This window comes from Oscillibacter sp. (genome assembly GCF_031978065.1).
Taxonomy (GTDB): domain Bacteria; phylum Bacillota; class Clostridia; order Oscillospirales; family Oscillospiraceae; genus Oscillibacter.
On record NZ_DALZCH010000045.1, the window covers coordinates 1 to 24,793 of the forward strand.

Sequence of the window (24,793 nt, forward strand, 5' to 3'; positions counted from 1 at the left end):
GGGGCGGCCCTTCGTGGGGAAGACTTGCAGGCATTGAAAAACGACCTCTCGGGCGACCGCTCGATACGGGAGGAGACGCTGGAAACGGGCCGGGCGGCCATTGCCCGGGCGGAGGAGGAGATCGCGGCAAGACAGGCCCGTGCGCAGGCCCTGCATGAGCAGGGACAGGCCTTGCGGGACCGCCTTGCGGCGCTGGATCGAGAGAAAATCGCGCTGGAAGCGGAGCGCACCGCCAAGAGCCGCGCCGGGCAGGAGATGAACGAGCATCTGCTGGATTTGGAGCGCACCGCCAGCCGTCTGGAGCAGAAAATGGCCACCGGCGCGCTGGAGGAAAAGCAGATTTTGGACCGTCTGTGGGAACACTACGAGCTAAGCCATTCCGACGCGCAGGCCCAGCGGGTGGAGCTGGAGAGCCGCTCGAAAGCCAATCGCCGCATCGGGGAGCTGAAGCGGGAGATTTCCGGGCTGGGTACGCCCAACATTGGGGCCATTGAGGAATTCGACCGGGTGAACACCCGCTATGCCTATCTTAGCGAGCAGCGGGACGACGTGGAGAAGGCCAGGGGTGAAATCCGGGGCGTGATTGAAGAATTGACCCGCGAGATGAGCGGGATTTTCTCCCAGCAGTTTAAGCTTTTAAGCGAGAGCTTCCAGTCCACCTTTGTGGATTTGTTCGGCGGCGGACAGGCCACGCTGGAACTGGAGGACGAGAACGATATTTTAAACTGCGGTATCGAAATCAAAGCCCAGCCGCCGGGGAAAACCTTGAAAACCATTTCCCTTCTCTCCGGTGGAGAGAAAGCGTTTGTGGCCATCGCGCTGTATTTCTCCATTCTGAAGGTCCATCCCACGCCGTTTTGCGTGATGGACGAAATCGAGGCGGCGCTGGACGACGCCAACGTCACGCGGTACGCCCGGTACATGCGCACCCTTGCGGGGAAGACGCAGTTTATCGTCATCACCCACCGCCGGGGAACCATGGAGGAGGCCGATGTACTGTATGGCGTAACCATGCAGGAGCAGGGCGTGAGCAAAATCCTGACCATCAATCTCAACGATATGGCCAAGGAATTGAAAATTAAATGAAGGAGGACAGATGATGTCCGCTATGAAGAAATATCTGCTGGTAATTGTAGTTGCCGTGCTGGGATGCATCGTGCTTCTGGTGGGAGGATCGCTGGATAACGATCCGTTGAAGTCTGCCGGTGTGGTGCTGGTGTTGTCCACTCTGGTGCTGGAAATTATTTTTCTCCGCTGCCCCAATTGCAGGCGTTGGCTGGGGCGGAAATTCCGGCCAGGGAAGCACTGCCCCCACTGCGGTGAAATCATTGAATAAATTTTAAAGGACGGGTACTATGGGCTTTTTCAGCAAACTGAAAAAAATCTGGCAGGAGGACATCACCGGCTATACCATTTCCCCCGATGATGAGGCGTTTTTCGACGATTTGGAGGAAAGCCTCATTCTGGCGGATTTGGGTGTGGACACCGCCGCCGAGGCGGTGGAGCGGCTCCGGTCCAAAATGAAGAGGGAGGGCGTTTCCGGCGAAACGGCGGTGCGCGCCGCCCTGCGGGAGATTCTGGCGGAGATGCTGAACGTGGGAGATGCCGCTCTCAATCTGGAAGAAAAGCCCGCCGTGGTGCTGTTTATCGGCGTGAACGGCGTGGGGAAGACCACCTCCATCGGCAAGCTGGGCCACCGCATGAAGACCGAGGGCAAGCGGGTTCTCTTCTGCGCGGCGGATACCTTTCGCGCCGCCGCCGCCGACCAGCTTCAAATCTGGGCGGAGCGGGCAGAGTGCGAACTGGTGCGCGCCAAGGAGGGAGCGGACCCCGGCGCGGTGCTGTTTGACGCACTTTCCGCCGCCAAGGCGCGGAACGTGGACGCTGTGCTGTGCGACACCGCCGGACGGCTTCACAACAAGGAAAACCTGATGAAGGAGCTGGCAAAGCTCTCGAAGATTATCGACCGGGAGTGCCCCGGCGCCAGCCGCGAAACGCTTTTGGTGCTGGACGCCACCACCGGGCAAAACGGCCTGATTCAAGCGAAGGGTTTCCGGGATACGGCGGGGCTTACCGGCATCGTCCTCACCAAGCTGGACGGAACGGCCAAGGGCGGCATTGTCATCGCCATCGCAAGGGAGCTGGGCGTGCCCGTGAAATTCGTGGGTCTGGGTGAGGGAATTGACGATCTGCGCCCCTTTGACGCGAAGGAATACGTGGAGGCCATTATATAAAAAGGAGAACAGACATGACTAGAATCGACGGACGGGCCTTTGATATGCTGCGGCCCGTGACCATTACCACGGATTTTGTGGAGTTTCCGGAAGGAAGCTGCCTGATTACCTGTGGGAATACAAAGGTGCTCTGCTGCGCCAGCGTGGAGGAGCGGGCGCCGTTCCATGTGCCGGAGGGGACCGGCTGGGTGACGGCGGAATACAGTATGCTGCCCCGTGCCAACCGGGATCGCTCCAAACGAGATATTTCCAAGCTGAAGCTCTCTCCCCGCAGCGCGGAAATCCAGCGGCTGGTGGGCCGGTCCCTCCGGGCCGCGGTGGATATGACCAAGCTGGGCGAGCGGACCATCACCGTGGACTGCGACGTGCTTCAGGGCGACGGCGGCACCCGTACGGCCAGCGTCACGGGCGGCTACGTGGCCCTTGCGCTTGCGGTGCGCAGGCTGATGAAGGAGGGCGCGCTCAGGCAGAACCCCCTGAAAACCCCTGTTGCGGCGGTGTCCGCCGGAATCGTGGGGGACCGGCTGCTGTTGGATCTGTGCTATGAGGAGGACTCGGCCGCGCAGGTGGATTTGAACTGCGTGATGACCGGGGACGGGGCGTTGGTGGAAGTGCAGGGCACCGGCGAGGGCAGGGCCTTTACCATAGAAGAACAGCGCAAGCTGGTGGACCTGTGCGCCGAGGGAATCCGGGAGCTTGGGGCCATGCAGCGGGCCGCGCTGGGAGGATAAATATGGAACAGGCGAAATTTGTGCTGGCGACCCAAAACCCCGGCAAGCTCCGGGAAATGGCCGCCATTCTGGAAATCTTAGGGGTGGATGTGGTCAGCCCCGCCGAGTTGGGGCTGCATGTGGACGTGGAGGAAACAGGGGAAACCTTCGCGGCAAACGCCATGCTCAAGGCAAAGGCCGTGTGCGCGGCGGCGGGTCTGCCCGCCATCGCGGACGATTCGGGTTTGTGCGTGGACGCGCTGAACGGCGGCCCGGGGGTTTATTCCGCACGGTACGGCGGACCGGAGCTGGATGATCGGGGGCGGTATCTGCTGCTTTTGAATTCCATGCGGGGCGCGCCCACCCGCTCGGCCCACTTTGAAACCGCTGTGGCCTGTGCGTTTCCCAATGGGGATACCCTGACGGCGGCGGGCCGGTGCGACGGGGCAATTGCCTTCGCCCCCATCGGAGACGGTGGCTTTGGCTACGACCCGGTGTTTCTGGTGCCGGAAAAGGCTAAGACCTTCGGTCAGATGACGGATGAGGAAAAGGCTGAAGTTTCCCACCGGGGCAAGGCACTGCGGGCATTTGCCGAAGAACTGAGGGTGTTCTTCGGCAAGTGAGAACCCGGCGGTCCGTGTGGGAAAAAGATACACGGGCATCACGAGCGGCGACTGGCGCTTAAAAAAAGATTTGCGGAAATCTGCGAAACTTATTGACAAAACCCAGCGTCTGACATAGAAATATAAAAATCAAGCTATAAGGGGAGATTATCTTAAATTTATGGAACTGACAAGCAAACAGCGCGCGCAATTGCGCGGCATGGCAAATACCATTGATACCATTTTGCACATCGGCAAGGAAGGCGTGACCGAGGCGGTTATCCAGCAGGCAAATGAAGCGCTGGAAGCGCGGGAGCTGGTGAAGGGTCGGGTTTTGGAAAATTCCCTGCTCACCGCGCGGGAGGCCTGCGACCAGTTGACGTTACCCACCCGCAGCGAGCCGGTGCAGGTGATCGGGAGCAAATTCGTGCTCTACCGGGAAACCCACTCCAGACCCAAGGACAAGCGGATTGCTCTGGTGAAGGACAAGCCTCGCAGGGAGCGCAAGGCTTGATTTTGAGGACGCAAGGGGGGAGAGCGCATGAGGATCGGCGTTTACGGCGGGACCTTTAACCCGCCTCATTTGGGCCATATCACGGCGGCGCGAGCGGTGTTTGAGCTGCTGAAGCTGGATAAGCTTCTTCTGATACCTGACAGTCTCCCGCCTCACAAGCCCTTGCCTCCCGGCAGCCCCACGGCGGAGCAGCGCTTGGAGCTGACGCGCCTTGCGGGAGAGCAGACGGGGCTTGGCGACAAGGTGGAGACGCTGGATCTTGAGTTGCGCCGGGGCGGAACCAGCTACACAGCGGACACACTGGAGGCTGTCCGGGCGCTGTATCCGGACGACGAGCTGTGGCTTTTGATGGGGACGGATATGTTTCTGACCCTCCACCTCTGGCACGAGCCGGAGCGTATTCTGGCCATTGCCGGAATCGCGGCCTTCGGCCGGTCTGAAGCGGACACGGAAGAGCTGTTTGCCCCCCAGCGGGAGCACCTTTACCGCGCGTATCCCTCCGCCCGCATTTTCACCCTCACAGTTCCTGGTGTGGTGGACATTTCCTCCACGGACCTGCGGGACAAGCTGGCGCAGGGCGACGGAAGCCGGTATCTTGCTCCGGCGGTATACGGCCTGATTCTGCGGGACAAGCTGTATGGGACAAACGAGAATTTGCGGGCGCTGAGCCTTGATCAGCTCCGGCCAGCGGCGCTGAGCTATTTGAGTCACAGTCGTATCCCCCATGTGCTGGGCACGGAGCAGGCGGCCATTCGTCTGGCTCTGCGGTATGGCGCGGATGTTCACAAGGCCCGGGTGGCGGCCCTGCTGCACGACTGCACAAAAAAATTGGGGATGGAAGAGCAGTCGGCTCTTTGCGGGCAGTACGGCATCCCCATGGACGAGCTGGAGCGCAAAGCGCTGAAGCTGCTTCACGCCAAGACCGGCGCGGCGATTGCCCGAGACGTGTTCGACGTGGACGATGAGATTTACACCGCTATTTTCTGGCATACCACCGGCCACGCGGAGATGACGCTTCTTGAAAAGATCATGTATCTGGCGGATTACATCGAGCCCACCCGCAGCTTTTCCGGCGTGGACGCGCTGCGCGCGGCCTGCGACGAGGATTTGGACAAGGGATTGCTGCTGGGCCTTACCATGACAGTTCAAGAAATGCGCAAGATGGGGAATCCCGTCCACACCGCCACGCTGGAGGCAGTGGAGTATCTGAAAGGAAACTGAAAGGCAAACGATGAACGAGAAAAAGAAAGGCCAGGGCAGGCGGTGGGAAGAGCAGACCAGCCCCGGAAAAACGGAAGGAAAAACAAAAAAGCGCCGCCTGACGGGGACGCAGAGAGGCTTGATCGCGCTGACGTGTGTGTTGGCGGCTGTGCTGTCGGTGACGCTGGCCTATCGGGCGGTGTTTGTCAAGCCCGAGCTGCACCAAAAGGAGGACCCGTCCTCCTCTCAGGAGGAAGATGACGACTATGGCGAGGGGATGCGTCCCCGCAGTGACGGGACCCGCAAAAGCAAGGATTATTACACGGTTCTGGTGATGGGCCGGGACACCGGTGGCGGCGGCAATACGGACACAATGATGCTGGCCAGTTACGATGTGACGAACCAGAAACTGACCGTGATGAACATTCCACGGGACACCATGGTAAACGTGTCTTGGGACATTAAGCGCATCAACTCCGTATACAATTATTACGGAGGAGGCGACAAGGGCGTCAAAAAAGTCTATCAGGAAATTTCTCAGCTCGTGGGCTTTGAGCCGGACTATCAGGTGATTATCGAGTGGGATGCGGTGGGCAAGCTTGTGGACGCCATCGGTGGGGTCCAGTTCGACGTGCCCCGGAACATGAACTATGAAGACCCCTATCAGGATTTGTCTATTCATATCCAAAAGGGCGATCAGCTGCTAAACGGCGAGCAGGCCATGGGCGTCATCCGCTACCGTCACGATAACAATATGAAATACGGCTATGCCGACGGGGATCTGGGCCGTATCAAAACCCAGCAGGCGTTTTTGAAGGCGGTGATCGAGCAGCTTTTGCAGGTGAAAAATGTGGGGAAGATCAACCAGTTCTCCAAAATTTTTCAGGAGAACGTGGAAACCGATCTCAGCGTGCAAAATCTGTTCTGGTTTGGAAAGTCCGCCATCATGGGCGGGCTGAGCATGGACAACGTGGAGTTCGTGACCATGCCAAATACCATGAAATCCTGTTATAGCCCCTCGGTCAGCAGACAGGTGGGAAAGAACAACTGGCAGTCCTATGTGGTACCCAACGCCAAGGAGCTTCTGGATTTGGTGAACAACAGTCTCAGCCCCTTTACGGAGGTATTTACCCTCAAGGATCTGGACATTATGAGCGTGAACGCCGACGGATCCGTCAGTTCTTCTACCGGTCATGTGGAGGACGCCAGAGCCGCAAAGACTCCGGTGCTTCTTTATGGCCAAAAGACCGATACGAAAGAACCCGAGCAGTCGGTGACGGATGGGGACGGCAATCCCGTCGATCCGGAGACGGGCCTGCCCGTTACGCCGGAGGACGGAACCGGCATGACGACCCCGGGAACAACCACGCCCGGGACCACCGATCCGGGCACGACTACCCCCGGCACTACAACGCCCAGCACCACCGACCCGGGCACGACTACCCCCGGCACCACCACTCCCGGCACAACAGACCCAGGAACGACGACGCCCGGGACCACCAATCCGGGCGGTTCAAGCTCGTCCGGGTCCGGCACCCAGACCGACCCGTCGGGCGAAGGGGTGTTTGTCCCGCCGGAGGTCACCGAGGTGCCGTCCGGTCTGGCCGAGTGACACGGGGCAAGAACGCTTGGTGGCCCCACGAACAAACAAAAACGCCGCGTTTTCAGGCGGCTCCAATTTGAAAGGAAGAGATTCATGACACCAAAGGAAATAGCGATCAGTGTCGTTTCGGCGCTGGATGAGAAAAAGGGCGGGGAAATTGCCGCCATTGAGATTGCCGATTTGACCACGCTGGCAGATTATTTCGTCATCGCCACCGGTACCTCCAACACCCAGATTAACGCCCTGTGCGACGCGGTGGAGAAGCGGCTGAAGGAGCAAGGGGAGACGGCCCTGCGCCGGGAGGGCTATCGGGACGGAACATGGGTGCTGCTGGATTACGGCTGCGTGACTGTGCACGTGTTTTCTCAGGAAGCCCGGGAATTTTATGATTTGGAGCGCCTGTGGCGGGATGGCAAGCGGCTGGACCTGACGGAGGTTTTGACCCGGGACTGAGCCGCCTTCGGGAGGAATGCGGATTTTCCTTGACAAAAAGGGAAAACCCCCGTAAAATAGCGGTGTTCAAAAACGTTGATGGGATAAAAGACGGGTTTTTCTGCCTCAGAGAGCCGGCGGCTGGTGCGAGCCGGTGGAGAAGGTCCGTGGATAACTGGTCCCGGAGTTTCCCGCCTGAAGAAAAGTAGGGCGGGGCGGGCGGCCCCGTTACAGGCTGATGGTCCGAGAGGGCGCGGGCGGGTTTGCGGCGTTTGCCGGGATTCCGGGCCTGCCGCCGTTTGGACCTGAGAGGGCCGACCGGGCGACCGGCGGCTGAATCAGGGTGGTATCGCGTCACAACGCCCCTGACCGCAGCGGTCAGGGGCGTATTTTTTTCGTTGCCCGACCGGGGCAAACATCAGAAAGGAACGGTCTTGTAAAATGAAGTATGATTTTACCGGCATTGAAAAAAAGTGGCAGGAGCGATGGCTGGCGGAAAAGCCTTTCGCCGCCGTCAACGGCGACACCTCTAAGCCCAAGTTCTACGGACTGATTGAGTTCCCCTATCCCTCCGGGCAGGGGCTTCACGTGGGTCATCCCCGGCCCTATACCGCCATGGATATCATCTGCCGCAAAAAGCGGATGCAGGGCTATAACGTTCTGTTCCCCATCGGGTTTGACGCATTTGGTCTGCCCACGGAGAACTACGCCATCAAAATGCATATCCATCCCCGGAAGGTGACGGAGGACAACATTGCCAATTTCCGCAGCCAGATTCAGTCCCTTGGCTACTCCTTCGACTGGGATCGGGAGGTGGACACCACCGACCCGAACTACTACAAGTGGACCCAGTGGATTTTCCTCCAGATGTTCAAAAAGGGACTTGCCTATAAGTCCACCATGCCCGTCAACTGGTGCACCTCCTGCAAGTGTGTGCTGGCCAACGAAGAGGTGGTTGAAGGTGTGTGCGAGCGCTGCGGCAGCGCCGTGGTCCGCAAGGAGAAGAGCCAGTGGATGCTGAAAATCACCGAGTATGCCCAGCGCCTGATCGACGATTTGGACGATGTGGACTATATCGAGCGAGTGAAAATCCAGCAGCGCAACTGGATTGGTCGGTCCGAGGGCACGGAGGTGGACTTCACCGCCGACAACGGAGATAAGCTGACGGTATACACCACCCGGTGCGACACGCTGTTCGGCGTGACCTATATGGTCCTGTCGCCGGAGCATGAATATCTCAAAAAGTGGAAGGACCAGATCAAAAACTGGGACGAGGTGGCGGCCTATATGGACGCGGCGGCCCGCAAGTCCGATCTGGAGCGGACGGAGCTGAACAAAGATAAAACCGGCGTGCGGCTGGAGGGTATTTCCGCCGTCCATCCCGTCACCGGCGATAAAATCCCCGTGTTTGTCTCCGACTACGTGCTAATCACCTACGGCACCGGTATCGTCATGGGCGTGCCGGGTCACGACCAGCGCGACTGGGAGTTTGCGACAAAATTCAGCCTTCCCATCGTGGAAGTGGTCCGGGGCGGCGACATTACGAAAGAAGCCTTCGCCCTGAAGGACGACACCGGCATCATGGTGAACTCCGGCTTTTTGGACGGGATGACCGTGAAGGAAGCCATCCCCGCCATGAAGGACTGGCTGGTGGAAAAGGGTATTGGTCAAGCCAAGACCAACTATAAGCTGCGGGACTGGGTGTTTTCCCGCCAGCGGTACTGGGGCGAGCCGATTCCCATGGTGAACTGCGAAAAGTGCGGCTGGGTTCCCCTGCCGGAAGAGCAGCTTCCTCTGGTGCTGCCCAACGTGGAGAATTACGGGCCGACGGAGGACGGCGAAAGCCCCCTCTCCGCCATGACCGACTGGGTGGCAACCACCTGCCCCCACTGCGGCGGCCCCGCTCAGCGGGAGACGGATACCATGCCCCAGTGGGCCGGGTCCAGCTGGTATTTCCTGCGGTATATGGATCCCCACAATGAAAACGCGGTGGCCTCCAAGGAAGCGCTGGACTATTGGTCCCCTGTGGACTGGTACAACGGCGGCATGGAGCACACCACGCTCCACCTGCTGTACAGCCGGTTCTGGCACAAGTTCCTCTACGACATCGGTGTGGTCCCCACCAAGGAGCCGTATCAAAAGCGCACCAGCCACGGCATGATCTTGGGTGAGGGCGGCGAGAAAATGTCTAAGTCCCGGGGCAATGTTGTGAATCCCAACGACATTGTGGAGCAGTATGGCGCGGACACCATGCGCCTGCACATCATGTTCATCGGCGACTTTGAAAAGGCCGTTTCTTGGTCCAACGAGGCGGTGAAGGGCTCCAAGCGCTTCTTGGATAGAGTGTGGAATCTGGCGGAGTCCGCCTCCGACAGCTATGAAGTGACCCCTGCCAACGAGTCGATGATCCACAAGACCATCAAGAAGGTGACGGAGGACATCGACGACCTGAAGATGAACACCGCCATCTCCACCATGATGACCTTGGTGAACGAGTTCTATGCCAACGGAGCCAGCCGGGGCGATATGAAGTATCTGCTGCTGTTGCTCAGCCCCTTTGCGCCCCATATCACGGAGGAGCTGTGGGAGAGTCTGGGCTTTGCCGGGATGACGAGCGATATGGCATGTCGGCAGCCTTGGCCCGCCTTTGACGAGAGCAAAACCGCCGCCGCCACCGTGGAGATGGCGGTGCAGGTGGGCGGCAAGCTGAAGGGCACCGTGGTGCTCCCTGCCGACTGCGGCGAGGAGGCGGTGAAAACCGCTGCGTTGGAAGTGGAGAAGGTTCAAAAGGCCGTGGAGGGCATGGAGATTGTCAAGACCATCTATGTGAAAAACCGCCTGATCAACCTTATTGTAAAGCCGCGCTAAGCCCCACGGAGCATTTGCGCACGAGGGTGAACCCCCGTTGGCAGAGGTCCGGCCCAAAATAGAGCAACGGCAAGCGCCTGCAACGCAGGCGCTTGCTCTTCGCAGGGGGATGCTCGCCAAGGAGGATGACCGCAACGCAAAAAGACCAAGAGGCGGGGCATATGCCCCGCCTCCTGTTGGCTGAACAGGTGAATAAAAAGTAAGACGCTTTTCTGTTATGCTATGATTTAACATGGCTGCGGAGAATTTGATTCAGGGGCAACATAAGCACCAGTTTACAAATAAATAATAACAGGCACGCTATTGCTGCCCAAATGTGTCCGTGAAGGCATAAACAGGCTGCGAGAAGTAGACTGAACAGCATATGCGGGATATAAATGATTAAAAACCATTTGTAACAGCCTGCTTTCAGCGAAGGATTTGCCTCAGTTGCAAACGTCCCGTTCGGATACATCATGACGTGGCCGAGGATCCAGCTCACAACCAAATAGTTTCCCCATATCAAAAAAATGACCCATAGATAAGGACTGGGGGGATGTGGATAGATCAAAACGAAAAAAAACAAATAGAACTCGATTGCTCCGAGAATATGGATCAGAAACAACAACCTATTTGTTCCAAGTTTTGAAAGCTTTGGAGACATAATACCTCTTTCCTTCTCGGTGGTTCTTGCTTCATGCTGATTTTAGTAAGCTGTGCAAGTAAGATAACGGGGCCAACCATCAATTGTATCCATCCAAACAATATGATACCAAATATTGTTTTGAGAATTTGTGTATACATACTTAATGTAATTTCCGGGTACTCGGCCGTTCAATCTGATGGTTTGCTCCACACCGTCAGCCAACAATGCAAGACTAATTATTTGTGTAAGTGTTCCAATCCCTGGAATAAACGATGTAATAAGGACTATTCCTGCTGAAATCGCTCCATCAATTTGAGTATTCCCTTGCGTATAGCCTTGATAGACAAAGCCGTCAGGCCGCCAATGGCCCTGCGGGCAAGAGTCGTCTTCCATGGGCATAATAATATCACTTGCTAAAACCCAAGTCTCCCCTTCTTCAACCCACGTCGGAGGTTCTTCTGTTTCTTGCGGAGTTGCCGCAAAAGCCGGTACGCACAGCGTCAGACACATTACCAGCGCCAGAGCCAAACTCATCATTTTCCGTTTCATATTGTACCTCTTTTCTCATTTTGTAAAAAATTTATGGAACAGAGATATTGCGAAGGAGTTTGCTGCAAATTTACTGCATCGGACTGCTCCTTTCGTGCCCCCGGAGACATGGGATCGCCGGTTTTTAATTCCCTACATACTATTAAGACGCTAAAAAGTCCAAAGACGTTACAATATTTTCCAAATGATTTTTAAAATTCGTAACAACCCAGAAGTTTAATTTGTAGTGGAATATATAGATACTGTTCAGAAGTTTTGAAGAAAGCGGCGCATGATGCTTAAACGCAATGGCCCAAATGGATGCCGACCAGAGGTTCGGGTCTCCCGATAGAAGGAAATAAATTGGCACGGGCCCGATTTGCGGTGCTTAGGCCGTGATTAGATATTAGATATTTTGTTAAAAAGTTGAAAAAAATTTGTATTTTGGAAAAATAAATGTTACAATATAACAAATGTGGAGGGTTCTTTCATGAAATTAGGAATCGTGGGCCTGCCCAATGTGGGCAAGAGCACCTTATTTAACGCCATCACCAACGCAGGCGCAGAGTGCGCCAACTATCCCTTCTGCACCATCGAGCCCAATGTGGGCGTGGTGGCCGTGCCGGACGAGCGGCTGGACGATTTGGCCCGGATTTATGAGCCGGACAAAAAAACTCCCGCCGTGGTGGAATTTGTGGACATCGCGGGTCTGGTGAAGGGCGCAAGTCAGGGCGCGGGCCTTGGCAATAAATTTTTGGCCAACATTCGGGAGACGGACGCCATTGTCCATGTGGTCCGCTGCTTTGACGACGAAAACATCATGCACGTGGTGGCGGACGCGGGAACCAATGTGCCGGTGGATCCGCTGGGCGACATCGGGACCATTGATCTGGAACTGGTGATGGCGGACCTTGATATGGTAAACCGCCGCGCGGAAAAGGCCGCCAAAGCGGCCAAAGGCGATAAGAAGTTTCTGCGGGAGGAGGCGGTGTTCCGGGCTTTGGAGGCGCATCTGGACGCGGGCAAACCCGCCCGCACGTATGACTGCGAGCCGGACGAGCTGGCGATGATCGCCACCGCCGACCTTCTGAGCCTGAAGCCTGTGATTTACGCAGCCAACACCGACGAGGCAGGCTTTACCAAGCTGGAGGAAAACAAGTATTATCAGCAGGTGAAGGCGCTTGCTGAGAAGGAAGGCAGTCAGGTGCTGCCCATCTGCGCCCAGATGGAGCAGGACATCGCGGAGTTGGAGGGCGAGGAGAAGGAACTATTTCTGGAGGAGCTGGGCGTGGAGGAGTCCGGGTTGGATCGGCTGATCAAGTGCTCCTATTCGCTTTTGGGCCTGATTTCCTTTTTGACCTACGGAAAAGACGAGTGCCGCGCCTGGACGATTAAGAAGGGGACAAAGGCGCCTCAGGCCGCCGGAAAAATCCACACCGATATCGAGCGCGGCTTTATCCGCGCTGAGGTCATCGCCTACGAGGACATGGTGAACTGCGGCGGGGTCAATCAGGCCAAAGAGAAGGGCCTTTTGCGCAGCGAGGGCAAGGACTATGTAGTTCGGGACGGGGACATGATTTATTTCCGCTTCAACGTGTAAATTTTCCCCGGGGCCGGATGCAGAAACTTTCCGGACCGCGCGGGAGAAAAGCGCTTTTTCATACATGCGGCCCGTTTTATGGCGGGCGGCAGCTTTGTAAGTCCACCGCTGTGCGGCTTAGATAGGAAGAGTAGAAAGAGGAGAGTGCTTATGAAACGAGCGGTAAAGAAGAAAGAAAAATCCGGCGGGCAAGTGAACAGACAGGGAAAACGGCAGAGCACAATCCGAAAGGAACTGATGCTGGAAATCTGTATTCTGACGGCGATTCCCATTATTCTGCTGGGAGCGCTCACCTCGTTTTTAATTTTCAGCAGTACGCAGGACACCTTGGAGCAGACCATGGAGCAAATTTCCGACGCGGCCGCCGACAAGGTGCAGGCGGAGCTGGAGGCTATTAAAAACGTGGCGATGGAAACCGGCTATGTGGCCCGGTTGTCCGACGACTCCCTTACAAAGGAGGAAAAGCAGGCCATTATCGACCAGCGGGCCAAGGCGCATGGCTATCAGCGGGGCAATGTGCTGAATCTGGACGGAAAGAGCCTCTTGGACGGAGTCAACTATTCCGACCGGGAGTATTTCAAACAGGCAAAGGCCGGCAAGACGTGGGTTTCCGACCCACTGGTCAGCAAGAAGACCGGGGCCATGACCGTGGTTGTCGCCGCGCCCATCTGGCAGGACGGCATTGCCGGCAGCTTGGTGACTGGCGTGGTGTATTTCGTTCCCAATGAAACGTTTCTCAATGATATTGTGTCCGAAATTCAAGTCAGCGAAAACGGGGGCGCCTATATGCTGAATAAGCACGGCACAGCCATCGCTGATCAGAACATGGACGTTATAGTCAGTCAGAGAAATACCGCCGAGGAGGCAAAGACGGATGATTCCCTTGCGGCGCTGGCCGAATTGGAGACAAAGATGACGGAAGGCGGGGCCGGGTTTGGACAGTACACTTATAACGGTGTGACCAAACTCCTGGCCTATGCGCCCATTGAAAACTCCGACGGCTGGAGCCTTGCCATCAACGCGCCGGTGAATGATTTTATGGACTCCACCTTCCGGGCAATTTTTATTACCATGGTGCTGATTGCACTGACGATCGTGGGGGCTGTGGTGGTTGCCCTTCGGCTGTCCAAGCGGATTGGCGATCCCGTGGCAAAATGCACCCGGCGGCTGGAGCTGCTGGCACAGGGCGATTTGTCGTCGCCGGTTCCAGAGGTTCGCAGCCGGAATGAGACAAAACGTCTGGCAGAGGCTACGTCCTCCATCACCCAGACTATTTCGGGTATTATCGGGGACTTTGAACAGGGACTGAGCGGCATTGCCCATGGCGATTTGACGGTTTCCACCGCCAATGCCGCACTGTATCAGGGCGATTATGCGGCGCTGCGCTCCTCTTTGGAAGACATGATTTTGCGTATGACCCAGACCATGCGCCAAATCGGCCTGTCCGCCGATCAGGTGGCCCTTGGCAGCGATCAGGTGGCCGCGGGTGCACAGGCGTTGAGTCAGGGCGCCACCGAGCAGGCGTCCTCTGTGGAGGAACTGGCCGCCACCGTGACAGAGGTTTCGATTCAGATCGGCGATACCTCCAAAAACGCGGAGGTGGCCCGCCGCAAGGTGGATGAGACGGGGGCGGCGATGCAGTCGTGCGACCGGCAGATGAAAGACATGGTTTCCGCCATGGACGAAATCAGCGAAAACTCCAAGCAGATTGGCCGCATCATCAAGACCATCGAGGACATTGCGTTCCAGACGAACATTCTGGCGCTGAACGCCGCCGTGGAAGCGGCCAGAGCTGGAGAGGCGGGCAAGGGCTTTGCGGTGGTGGCGGACGAGGTGCGCAACCTTGCCGGGAAATCCGCCGCCGCCTCCAAGGACACTGCTACGCTGATTGAGGCCGCGGTGCAGTCCGTCGCCAAGGGCACCGGCATTGCGGACACCACAGCCGCAAATCTGGACGCGGCGGCCGTCAGCTCCCGGGCCACAGCGGAGATGGTGGAGAAAATCGCGGACGCCGCGCAGCAGCAGGCTGCCGCCATCGCCCAAATCTCTCAGGGAATTGACCAGATTTCCGGTGTTGTGCAGACTAACTCCGCCACCAGCGAAGAGAGCGCGGCCTCCAGCGAGGAGATGTCCGCTCAGGCGCAGACACTGCGGGAGTTGGTGGGCCAGTTCAAGCTTAGGGAGGAGGAGGTTGTCTCCCTTCCGGCTGCTAAGAGCAGGGAAGAGCTTCCGACGGCTCCTTATGCAAGCGCCCCGTCCCCCTCTTTTGCGGGAAAATATTAAGACATAGAACGGCCCCCGCGTTTGTTGCGCGGGGGCCGTTTTGTAAAAATGATTTCTGCTTCTCTTGGAAAATGGGGTATGCTATAATGACGAGAGAGAAACCTTCGGGGCTGCCGTGCGCCACCGAAGAATATTCGGGAGACTGCGCGGGGCGGAAGGAAACAACAAATTTCATACAGGGAGGCGACGGATGAATAAGCTGGTTGAGCGAGCGCGGCGCTGTCTGCGCGAGGAGGGACCCATATGAACGCCGCTTGGAGAGAAGACCCGGCGTTGCGGGATGTGCTGGCGGCAGCGGAGACCTGCTGGATTAACCCTGAAAAGAAGCCCTTTTCCGCCGTGGCGGACGGCCTTCCCGTGAAGCCGGGCGAGGTGGACGACGCGGCGGACAGGCTGGACCGTTTCGCGCCGCTGCTGCGCCATCTGTTTCCAGAGACGGAGGCGGACTGCGGGCGGATTGAGTCGCCCCTGCGGGGGCTGCCCGCCCTGCGGGAGAAGCTGAGCTGGCGGGAGCGGGTTCCGGAAGGACGACTGTTTTTAAAGCTGGACAGCGAGCTGGCGGTGGCTGGCTCCGTCAAGGCCCGGGGCGGGATTTACGAGGTACTCAAGCACACGGAGGAGCTGGCTTTGGAGGCCGGACTGCTTCGCCCGGACGATGATTATGCGGACCTTGCCCGACAGCGGGATTTTTTTGCAAAATATACGGTGCAGGTGGGCTCCACTGGAAATCTGGGTCTTTCCATCGGCATCATGGCCGCCGCGTTGGGCTATCGGGCGGTGGTGCACATGTCGGCCGACGCGCGGCAGTGGAAGAAAGACTTGCTGCGGCAAAAGGGCGTGGACGTGCGGGAGTATGACGGGGACTATGGCAAGGCCGTGGAGCAGGGGCGCGCCCTGTCCGACGCGGACCCGATGAGCTATTTTGTGGATGATGAGCACTCCAAAAACCTGTTTCTGGGCTATGCTGTGGCCGCCCGGAGGCTTGCAGAGCAGCTTACAGACCAGAACGTGACGGTGGACGACGGGCATCCCTTGTTTGTCACTGTTCCCTGCGGCGTGGGCGGCGCGCCGGGGGGCGTGGCCTACGGACTGAAGCTGTTGTACGGAGACAATGTCCATGTGTTTTTCGCGGAGCCGGTCCAGTGCCCCTGCATGCTGCTGGGACTCGCAACAGGGGAAAAGGACGGCGTGTGCGTACAGGACGCGGGTCTCACCGGCGTGACGGAGGCGGACGGACTGGCAGTGGCCCGCCCATCGAAGCTGGTGTGCGACGTGATGGAGCACACCCTCTCGGGGGAGTTCACCGTGGCGGACGGGAGGCTGTACGACGATCTGCGGGCGCTCCACGCCGCGGAGAAACTTTTTATCGAGCCGTCTGCCTGCGCAGCCTTCGCGGGCTATCGGGGTCTTGCCCAGTTCCCGGTGGCGCAGAGCTATCTGAAGGCCCACGGACTTGCCGGGAAGCTGGAGAACGCGTCTCACATTCTCTGGGCCACCGGGGGACGGCTGGTGCCTACGCTTACGCGGAAGGAGTATCTGGCAAAGCGATTGTAAGACGGCGGGAAGGCATGCCGATGGATGTTGCCGTGCCGATTGGCGCGCTGTCTGCGCCGCGCCCTATGTCGTCCTGCACAGAAGGTTTTCATCCAAAGGAGAGACAGATGGGCGACTTCTGTGAAAGTTGACAAAAAATTCAGCAAAACCCTCCCACAGAAAAGAATTGTGAGGCACCGCACTTGTAATATTTTCCCCGCTGGTGTATCATATTAAGGCAGTTCAAGGTTCATTGATGAAGCAGTCAAAAGCACCCGTAAAAGGAGGACACGATATGAGTAAAACCGCACGCATGGTGATGAAAATTGTGGGAGCAAGTCTGGCTCTGGCGGCATTCGTCTGCCTGCTGATCGGCGGCTGGCACGATCTCAGCGTGGGATACAGCGGCCTGAAAAAGCGGATGGATCAGCGCTTTGGCAGCGAATACGACGATTACAACGACGAGCAGCTCTACTCCTGAGAAAACGGGCCGCCCTTGGTAAAAGGGCGGCCCGTTTTTGCCTTTTTGAAGGATTTTCCAGCCGTGCTGGGTGAAAATGCCGCAGAAACACCCTTAAAATAGAAAAACCGCCTTGACAGGCGGAGATAAAAATGATATGATGAGGTGCTTTATGGACAGCACAGATACCACCCCATTCTTATTTACTCTTATTAAGATAGCATAGTTCCTATAAAAAAGCAAGAGCGAGCAATGAAATTTTAACAACCTACCCGGGTGTGTCAATTTAATTGCCCGCTTACAACTTAAAGTCCCCTTTCCGGTCGGACAGGGCCGGAGGAGCGGACAGAAAGGCTGCGTGAATCAGAGATGTCCAAAGACAAGTATTACGGAAAGACCCTTCGTAAGAACTTTGCCCGGTACGAAGAAGTCATGCCTGTGCCCAACCTGCTGGAGATTCAGAAGAAGTCATACCAGTGGTTCTGGGACGAGGGCCTGCGGGAAGTTTTCGCCGACGTGGGCTCCATTGCCGACTATCAGGGAAATCTGGAGCTGACCTTCATCGACTATAAGATGGACGAGGCCCCCAAGTACAATGTGGAGGAGTGCAAGGCGCGGGACGCCACGTACGCCGCCCCCCTGAAGGTGACGGTCCGTCTGCGCAACAAGGAGACGGAAGAAATCAAGGAGCAGGAAATCTTCATGGGAGATTTCCCGTTGATGACCCACGGCGGCACCTTCGTCATCAACGGTGCGGAGCGGGTTGTGGTTTCGCAGATTGTCCGCTCTCCCGGCGTGTACTATGGCAAGGAGATCGACCTCAAGACCGACCTTCCCATCCTCAGCGCCACCGTGATTCCCTATCGGGGTGCGTGGCTGGAGTATGAGACGGACGCAAACGAGTGCTTCTGGGTTCGGATTGACAAAAACCGGAAGCTGCCCGTCACCTGCCTACTGCGCTCTCTCGGAATGAAGACCGACGCGGAGATCCTCGCCCGGTTCGGGGACGATCCCCGTATTTTGGCGACCCTTGAAAAGGATCCCTGCAAGACCTATGAAGAGGCCATGCTGGAGATTTACCGCAAGCTTCGTCCCGGCGAGCCCCCCACGGTGGAGGCCTGCGTGACGCTGATGAACAATCTGTTCTTCGATCCCCGGCGCTACGATCTGTCCATCGTGGGCCGATATAAGTTCAATAAAAAGCTGTGCCTGTGGCCCCGGGTGACCGGATACAAGCTGGCCCTGCCCGTGGCGGACCCCTCCACCGGAGAAATCCTGTTTGAGGACGGACACCTGCTCACTGCGGAGGAGGCTAAGCGGCTGGACGCTTGCGGCGTCAACGAGGTCAGCATTATTGCCGATGGCGAGCCTATGAAGGTTTATGGAAACGGCATGTGCGACCTGCGGCACTTTGTGGATTTTGACCCTCTGACCGAGTGCAAGATCAAGGAGCGGGTGCGGTACAGCGTGCTTCAGGAGCTGCTGGGCCAGTACTCCGGCGAGGAGCTGAAGGATCAACTGCGTCTCCATCGGGACGCGCTGGTGCCCAAGCACATCAATATTGACGATATCCTCACCTCCATTAACTATATGAACTGCCTTGCACGGAATGTGTCCAACCGGGATGACATCGACCATCTGGGCAACCGCCGCCTGCGGTGCGTGGGCGAGCTGCTGCAAAATCAATTCCGCATCGGCTTCAGCCGGATGGAGCGGGTAATTCGTGAACGCATGACCATTCAGGACATGGACATCGTCACGCCCCAGAGCCTCATCAACATCCGGCCCGTCACCGCCGCCATTAAGGAGTTCTTCGGTTCCAGCCCCCTCAGCCAGTTCATGGACCAGACGAACCCGCTGGCGGAGCTGACCCACAAGCGCCGTCTCTCAGCCCTCGGCCCCGGCGGCCTGAGTCGCGAGCGCGCCAACATGGAGGTCCGTGACGTGCATTACAGCCACTATGGCCGTATGTGCCCCATCGAGACGCCGGAAGGTCCCAACATCGGCCTGATCTCTTATCTCTCCACCTATGCGCGTATCAATGAATACGGCTTTATTGAGGCGCCCTACCGCGCGGTGGACAAAGAGAGCTTCCACGTGGCGAGGGATATCACCTATATGACCGCCGACGAGGAAGACAACTACATCGTCGGTCAGGCCGCTGAGCCTCTGGACGAGGTCGGCTGCCTCATCAATACGCGTATCACCGCACGGCACCGGGACGAAATCGTGGAGGTGGACCGGGAGCGGGTGGACTATATCGACGTGTCCCCCCGAATGATGGTTTCCATCGCAACGGCCATGATCCCCTTCCTGCCCAACGATGACGCGAACCGCGCCCTGATGGGCGCGAACATGCAGCGGCAGGCCGTGCCTCTGCTCAAGCCCCACGCTCCCATTGTCGGTACCGGCATGGAGCACAAAATCTGCATCGACTCCGAGGTGGCGGTGCTGGCGGAGGGCGACGGCGTGGTCGCGTCCATGGATGCCCGGCACGTCGCCGTGAAGTACGACTCCGGCGAGACGAAAGACTATAAGCTGGTGAAGTTCCTCCGCTCCAACCACACCACCTGCATTAACCAGCGCCCCATCGTGGATGTGGGCGAGCGGGTCCACGGTCCCGGGTTTGACGCCAACGGCAGGGAGATTACGCCCAGCGTTCTGGCGGACGGCCCCGCCACCGAGCAGGGCGAAATTGCGCTGGGCCAGAACATTCTGGTTGGCTTCATGACCTGGGAAGGCTACAACTACGAGGACGCGGTGCTGCTTAACGAGCGGCTGGTCCGGGAGGATATGTACACCTCCATCCACATCGAGGAATTTGAGCTCGACTCCCGGGACACCAAGCTTGGCCCCGAGGAGATTACCCGCGACATCCCCAACGTGGGCGAGGACGCGCTGAAGGATCTGGACGAAACCGGCATCATCCGCATCGGTGCGGAGGTTCATGCCGGGGACATTTTGGTGGGTAAGGTCACGCCCAAGGGCGAGACGGACCTCACCGCTGAGGAGCGGCTCCTGCGGGCCATTTTCGGTGAAAAGGCCCGGGAGGTTCGTGATACCTCGCTGAAAGTACCCCACGGCGAAACCGGCATCGTGGTGGACGCAAAGGTGTTCACCCGCGAGGCGGGCGACGAGCTGGGGCCGGGCGTGAATCAGGTGGTTCGCGTATACGTGGCCCAGCGCCGCAAGATTCAAGTGGGCGACAAGATGGCCGGCCGCCACGGCAACAAGGGCGTGGTTTCCCGGGTTCTGCCGCAGGAGGATATGCCCTTCATGCCCGACGGTACGCCGCTGGATATCGTGCTGAACCCTCTGGGCGTGCCCTCCCGTATGAACATCGGGCAGGTGTTGGAAGTCCATCTGGGCTATGCTGCCCATGCCCTTGGCTGCAAGGTGGCAAGCCCCATTTTTGACGGAGCCGACGAAGGTGACATCACCGATATGCTTCAGCAGGCGGGGCTGGACCCCGAGGGCAAAAGCGTGCTGATCGACGGACGGACCGGCGAGCCTTTTGACAATAAGGTCACCGTGGGCTATGTGTACTTCCTGAAGCTCCATCATCTGGTGGACGACAAGATTCACGCCCGGTCTACCGGCCCTTACTCTCTGGTGACGCAGCAGCCTCTGGGCGGCAAGGCCCAGTTCGGCGGCCAGCGCTTCGGCGAGATGGAAATGTGGGCGCTGGAGGCCTATGGCGCGGCATATACCCTGCGTGAAATGCTCACCGTCAAGTCCGATGACGTGACGGGCCGTGTGAAGACCTATGAGGCCATTGTCAAGGGCCACAACGTTCCCGAGCCCGGCGTGCCGGAGGCGTTTAAGGTGTTGGTGAAAGAGCTGCAGTCTCTGTGCCTGGATATCCGGGTGCTGGACGAGAACGGCAACCAGATCGAGCTGAGGGAAGACGAGGACGCTATGGATACCTTTAACCTGGCCCGCATGGATGCCGAGGACGGGCGCCACCACGCCGTGGTGGCGGAGACGGAGACGGAGTTTCAGGAGTCCGGGTTTGACATCGAAGAGGCTCCCGATGATGCCGGTGCAGACGCAGGTATTGACGGGGGCGAAGACGCCGGGTTTGACGACGAGTGATTCAGAGCTTGAGCGATACCCAAACGGAAGAACTCAACATTTCTGAATCATGATAGGAGGAAACCAAATGATTGACACTGCTACCGGCAACAATGTTGCTTTTGACGCTATTAAGATCGGCATGGCCTCTCCCGAACAGATTATGGAGTGGTCTTACGGCGAGGTAAAAAAGCCGGAGACGATCAACTATCGTACCTTAAAGCCCGAGCGGGACGGCCTGTTCTGCGAAAAGATTTTCGGGCCCACCAAGGACTGGGAGTGCCACTGCGGCAAGTATAAGAAAATCCGCTACAAGGGCAAGGTCTGCGACCGCTGCGGCGTGGAAGTCACTCGGGCCAAGGTGCGCCGGGAGCGCATGGGCCACATTGAGCTGGCTACCCCCGTCTCCCATATCTGGTATTTCAAGGGCATTCCCTCCCGGATGGGCCTGTTGCTGGACATCAGCCCCCGGATTCTGGAAAAGGTCCTGTATTTTGCCAATTATATCGTCACCGATCCCGGCGAAACGCCCCTGATGCGCAATCAGATTCTCTCCGAGAAAGAGTACCGGGACTACCGGGAGAAGTATGAGGACGATTTCCACGCCGGGATGGGCGCGGAAGCCGTGAAAAAGCTGCTTCAGGATGTGAAGCTGGATCAGCTCTCCCAGCAGCTCCACACCGAGCTGAAAGATGCCGCCGGTCAGAAAAAGGCCCGGATTGTCAAGCGGCTGGAGGTGGTGGACGCCTTCCGTATCTCCAAGAACAAGCCCGAGTGGATGGTGATTGACGTGCTGCCGGTGATTCCGCCGGAGCTGCGCCCCATGGTGCAGTTGGACGGCGGACGGTTTGCAACGTCCGACCTCAACGACCTTTACCGCCGGGTTATCAACCGCAATAACCGCCTTAAGCGGCTCATCCAGCTCAACGCGCCGGACATTATCGTCCGCAACGAGAAGCGGATGCTGCAGGAGGCTGTGGACGCCCTGATCGACAACGGTCGCCGGGGCCGCGCCGTCACCGGCGCAAACAATCGGGCGCTGAAATCCCTGAGCGACCTGCTCAAGGGCAAGCAGGGCCGGTTCCGTCAGAACCTCTTGGGCAAGCGCGTGGACTACTCTGGCCGAAGCGTTATCGTCGTCGGTCCTGAGATGAAAATTTACCAGTGCGGCGTGCCCAAGGAGATGGCTGTGGAGTTGTTCCGCCCCTTCATCATGAAAAAACTGGTGGAGGATGGCACCGCCAACAACATCAAGTCCGCCAAGAAGATGGTGGATAAGGGCACCGCCGACGTGTGGGATGCGCTGGACGTGATTATCAAGGATCACCCCGTCATGCTCAACCGCGCCCCCACGCTGCACCGTTTGGGTATTCAGGCCTTCGAGCCGGTGCTGGTGGACGGACGCGCCCTGAAGCTCCATCCTCTGAACTGCACGGCGTTCAACGCCGACTTTGACGGCGACCAGATGGCGATTCACGTGCCCCTGTCCGCCGAGGCGCAGGCCGAAGCCCGGATTCTCATGCTTTCCGCCAACAACCTCCTGCGTCCGCAGGACGGCGGCCCCGTCACCGTGCCCACGCAGGATATGGTGCTGGGCGCATACTACCTGACCTACGAGCGCATCGGCAAGGCCGAGATGGGCGCGGAGACGGTGTATGTGGACGACGCGGGCGAAACCGGCCTCGCCGCCGACACAGAGGTGGACGCCGACGAGTTCTTGGCTGTCAATAAGGCGGCGAAGAATGAGGAGAAGAAGGAAGCGACCTTCCGGCCTGTCCATGTCTATGCAGGCGAGGACGAGGCCCTGATGGCTTACAACAGCCACGTGATCGGCCCCCACTGCCCCATTCTGGTGCGGGTCACCCGGACGGTGGACGGCGTAGAGCGCACCGGAATCATCCGAGCCACCGCGGGCCGCATTATCTTCAACCGCAATATTCCTCAGGATCTGGGCTTTGTGGACCGCAGTGACCCCGAAAAGGCACTGGATTACGAGGTTGCTTTCCAGTGCGGCAAGAAAGAGCTGAGCCGCATCGTGGACCGCACCATCAACAAGCACGGCTTTACCATCGCTGCCGAGGTGCTGGACGCGGTAAAAGCCACCGGTTATCAGTACTCCACCCGCGCCGCCATCACCGTGTCCATTGCTGACATGGCTGTGCCTCCCAAGAAGTATGAACTGGTGGCGCAGACGGAAAAGCGGGTTCTGGATATTGAGAGCCAGTATAAGATGGGCTTCATGACCAATCAGGAGCGCTATAAGCAGGTTGTGGCCGAGTGGGAGAAAACCACCAACGAGGTTTCCGACGCGCTGCAAAGGAATCTGGACCGCTATAACCCCATCTTCATGATGGCGGACTCCGGCGCCCGTGGTTCCATGAAGCAGATTCGTCAGCTTGCTGGTATGCGCGGCCTGATCGCCAACACGGCGGGCCGCACCATCGAAATCCCCATCAAGGCAAACTACCGCGAGGGCCTGACCGCGCTGGAGTATTTCATTTCCTCCAGAGGTGCGCGAAAGGGCTTGGCCGATACCGCTCTTCGTACGGCGGACTCCGGCTATCTTACCCGCCGAATGGTGGACGTGTCTCAGGATGTGATTATCCGCCAGCAGGACTGCGGCTCTATCCACGGCATCCGCGTTTCCGAAATCAGCGAAAACGGGCAGGTTATTGAGAAATTCTCCGACCGTCTGCGGGGCCGGTTCTTGGTGAGCAGCGTTTTGGACGCTGACACCGGCGAGGAACTGATCTCCAGCGAGCGGATGATGGACGAAAACGACGCTAAGATACTGGAAGGCCGCCGCTGGACTCAGAAAAACAACCGGGAGGGAGACATGTGCTCCTTCGATCCGGAAAAGGGCGGAAAGCCCACGGTGATGATCCGCACGGTGCTTACCTGCGGTGCTCACAGCGGCGTGTGCGCCCGGTGCTATGGCATGAACCTTGCCACCTCCCAGCCTGTGGGCCCCGGCGAGGCGGTGGGTATCATCGCCGCCCAGTCCATCGGCGAACCCGGCACGCAGTTGACCATGCGTACCTTCCACACCGGCGGTCTGGCCGGCGGCGACATCACGCAGGGCCTTCCCCGCGTGGAGGAGCTGTTCGAGGCGCGCAAGCCCAAGCGGATGGCTCAATTGGCGGAGATTTCCGGCGTGGTCAAGTTTGAGGAGGCCGCCAAGGGAAGCCTTCTGAACATTATCATTACCGCCGACGACGGCGATTCCCGTATCTATTCCGTGCCCCACACCGGCCTTCTGGTAAAGGACGGGGACCGTGTTGCGCAGGGTGTTGCCCTGACCTACGGCGCTCTGAATCCCCATGAGGTCTTGCGCCTGCGGGGCAGCGACGCGGTGTATAACTATCTCATTCAGGAAGTCCTGCGGGTTTACCGCCAGCAGGGCGTGGATATCAACGACAAGCACATCGAAGTGATTGTCCGCCAGATGATGCGTAAGGTCCGTCTGGAGGACCCGGTCGACTACAAGCTGCTGGACGGCCCCATGGTGGACCTGCTGGTGTTGGAGG

The 24,793-nt window shown here is 58.2% G+C and carries 16 protein-coding genes and 1 pseudogene; 16 read left to right on the forward strand and 1 reads right to left on the reverse strand.

The genetic code is table 11. From position 1 onward, the window contains the following. From RTK01_RS08405 to leuS, 10 genes and pseudogenes are all read left to right on the forward strand, one after another. Window positions 1-1,086: pseudogene (locus tag RTK01_RS08405) on the forward strand (chromosome segregation protein SMC); the annotation flags it as partial. A gap of 10 nt (window positions 1,087-1,096) precedes the next feature. Next, window positions 1,097-1,336 carry a hypothetical protein gene (locus RTK01_RS08410; RefSeq protein ID WP_312280547.1) on the forward strand — a complete coding sequence of 80 codons (240 nt, stop codon included), beginning with the start codon at window positions 1,097-1,099 and terminating at the stop codon, window positions 1,334-1,336. Window positions 1,337-1,355: 19 nt separating this feature from the next. Continuing rightward, a complete protein-coding gene (gene ftsY / locus RTK01_RS08415) occupies window positions 1,356-2,234 on the forward strand; it encodes a signal recognition particle-docking protein FtsY (RefSeq protein WP_312280548.1) in 879 nt (292 codons plus the stop codon). A 14-nt stretch (window positions 2,235-2,248) separates the two neighbouring features. Then, window positions 2,249-2,965 carry a ribonuclease PH gene (rph, locus tag RTK01_RS08420; RefSeq protein ID WP_312280549.1) on the forward strand — a complete coding sequence of 239 codons (717 nt, stop codon included), beginning with the start codon at window positions 2,249-2,251 and terminating at the stop codon, window positions 2,963-2,965. Between the two features lie 2 nt (window positions 2,966-2,967). Further along, complete coding sequence (rdgB, locus tag RTK01_RS08425; protein ID WP_312280550.1) at window positions 2,968-3,567, forward strand: RdgB/HAM1 family non-canonical purine NTP pyrophosphatase; 600 nt, start codon at window positions 2,968-2,970, stop codon at window positions 3,565-3,567. A gap of 160 nt (window positions 3,568-3,727) precedes the next feature. Next, window positions 3,728-4,060: a YhbY family RNA-binding protein gene (locus tag RTK01_RS08430; protein ID WP_312280551.1), complete on the forward strand. Its 333-nt coding sequence runs from the start codon at window positions 3,728-3,730 to the stop codon at window positions 4,058-4,060. 27 nt (window positions 4,061-4,087) lie between these two features. Then, window positions 4,088-5,281: a nicotinate (nicotinamide) nucleotide adenylyltransferase gene (gene nadD, locus RTK01_RS08435; protein WP_312280552.1), complete on the forward strand. Its 1,194-nt coding sequence runs from the start codon at window positions 4,088-4,090 to the stop codon at window positions 5,279-5,281. A 10-nt stretch (window positions 5,282-5,291) separates the two neighbouring features. Beyond that, entirely contained in the window at window positions 5,292-6,872 is a 1,581-nt protein-coding gene (locus tag RTK01_RS08440) for an LCP family protein (protein ID WP_312280553.1), read from the forward strand. Window positions 6,873-6,956: 84 nt separating this feature from the next. Further along, window positions 6,957-7,316: a ribosome silencing factor gene (gene rsfS / locus RTK01_RS08445; protein WP_312280554.1), complete on the forward strand. Its 360-nt coding sequence runs from the start codon at window positions 6,957-6,959 to the stop codon at window positions 7,314-7,316. 420 nt (window positions 7,317-7,736) lie between these two features. Continuing rightward, window positions 7,737-10,163 (forward strand): leucine--tRNA ligase, encoded by a 2,427-nt coding sequence (leuS, locus tag RTK01_RS08450; RefSeq protein WP_312280555.1) that lies wholly within the window; start codon window positions 7,737-7,739, stop codon window positions 10,161-10,163. Between the two features lie 685 nt (window positions 10,164-10,848). Here the strand turns inward: leuS and RTK01_RS08455 are convergent. After that, window positions 10,849-11,337: a hypothetical protein gene (locus tag RTK01_RS08455; protein ID WP_312280556.1), complete on the reverse strand. Its 489-nt coding sequence runs from the start codon at window positions 11,335-11,337 to the stop codon at window positions 10,849-10,851. A gap of 469 nt (window positions 11,338-11,806) precedes the next feature. Here RTK01_RS08455 and ychF point away from each other — a divergent pair, with 469 nt between their 5' ends. From ychF to rpoC, 6 genes are all read left to right on the forward strand, one after another. Continuing rightward, window positions 11,807-12,916, forward strand: a complete 1,110-nt coding sequence (gene ychF, locus RTK01_RS08460) for a redox-regulated ATPase YchF (protein WP_312280557.1) — start codon at window positions 11,807-11,809, stop codon at window positions 12,914-12,916. Between the two features lie 150 nt (window positions 12,917-13,066). Further along, window positions 13,067-15,199: a methyl-accepting chemotaxis protein gene (locus RTK01_RS08465; RefSeq protein WP_312280558.1), complete on the forward strand. Its 2,133-nt coding sequence runs from the start codon at window positions 13,067-13,069 to the stop codon at window positions 15,197-15,199. 243 nt (window positions 15,200-15,442) lie between these two features. Continuing rightward, complete coding sequence (locus tag RTK01_RS08470) at window positions 15,443-16,753, forward strand: D-serine ammonia-lyase (protein ID WP_312280559.1); 1,311 nt, start codon at window positions 15,443-15,445, stop codon at window positions 16,751-16,753. A 274-nt stretch (window positions 16,754-17,027) separates the two neighbouring features. Next, the gene (locus RTK01_RS08475) at window positions 17,028-17,213 is read left to right on the forward strand and encodes a hypothetical protein (protein WP_294855775.1); all 186 of its coding nucleotides are present in this window, start codon (window positions 17,028-17,030) and stop codon (window positions 17,211-17,213) included. A 348-nt stretch (window positions 17,214-17,561) separates the two neighbouring features. Then, complete coding sequence (gene rpoB / locus RTK01_RS08480) at window positions 17,562-21,287, forward strand: DNA-directed RNA polymerase subunit beta (RefSeq protein WP_312280560.1); 3,726 nt, start codon at window positions 17,562-17,564, stop codon at window positions 21,285-21,287. A gap of 67 nt (window positions 21,288-21,354) precedes the next feature. After that, window positions 21,355-24,793 (forward strand): DNA-directed RNA polymerase subunit beta' (gene rpoC / locus RTK01_RS08485; protein WP_312280561.1); only part of this gene is annotated, 3,439 nt, incomplete at its 3' end.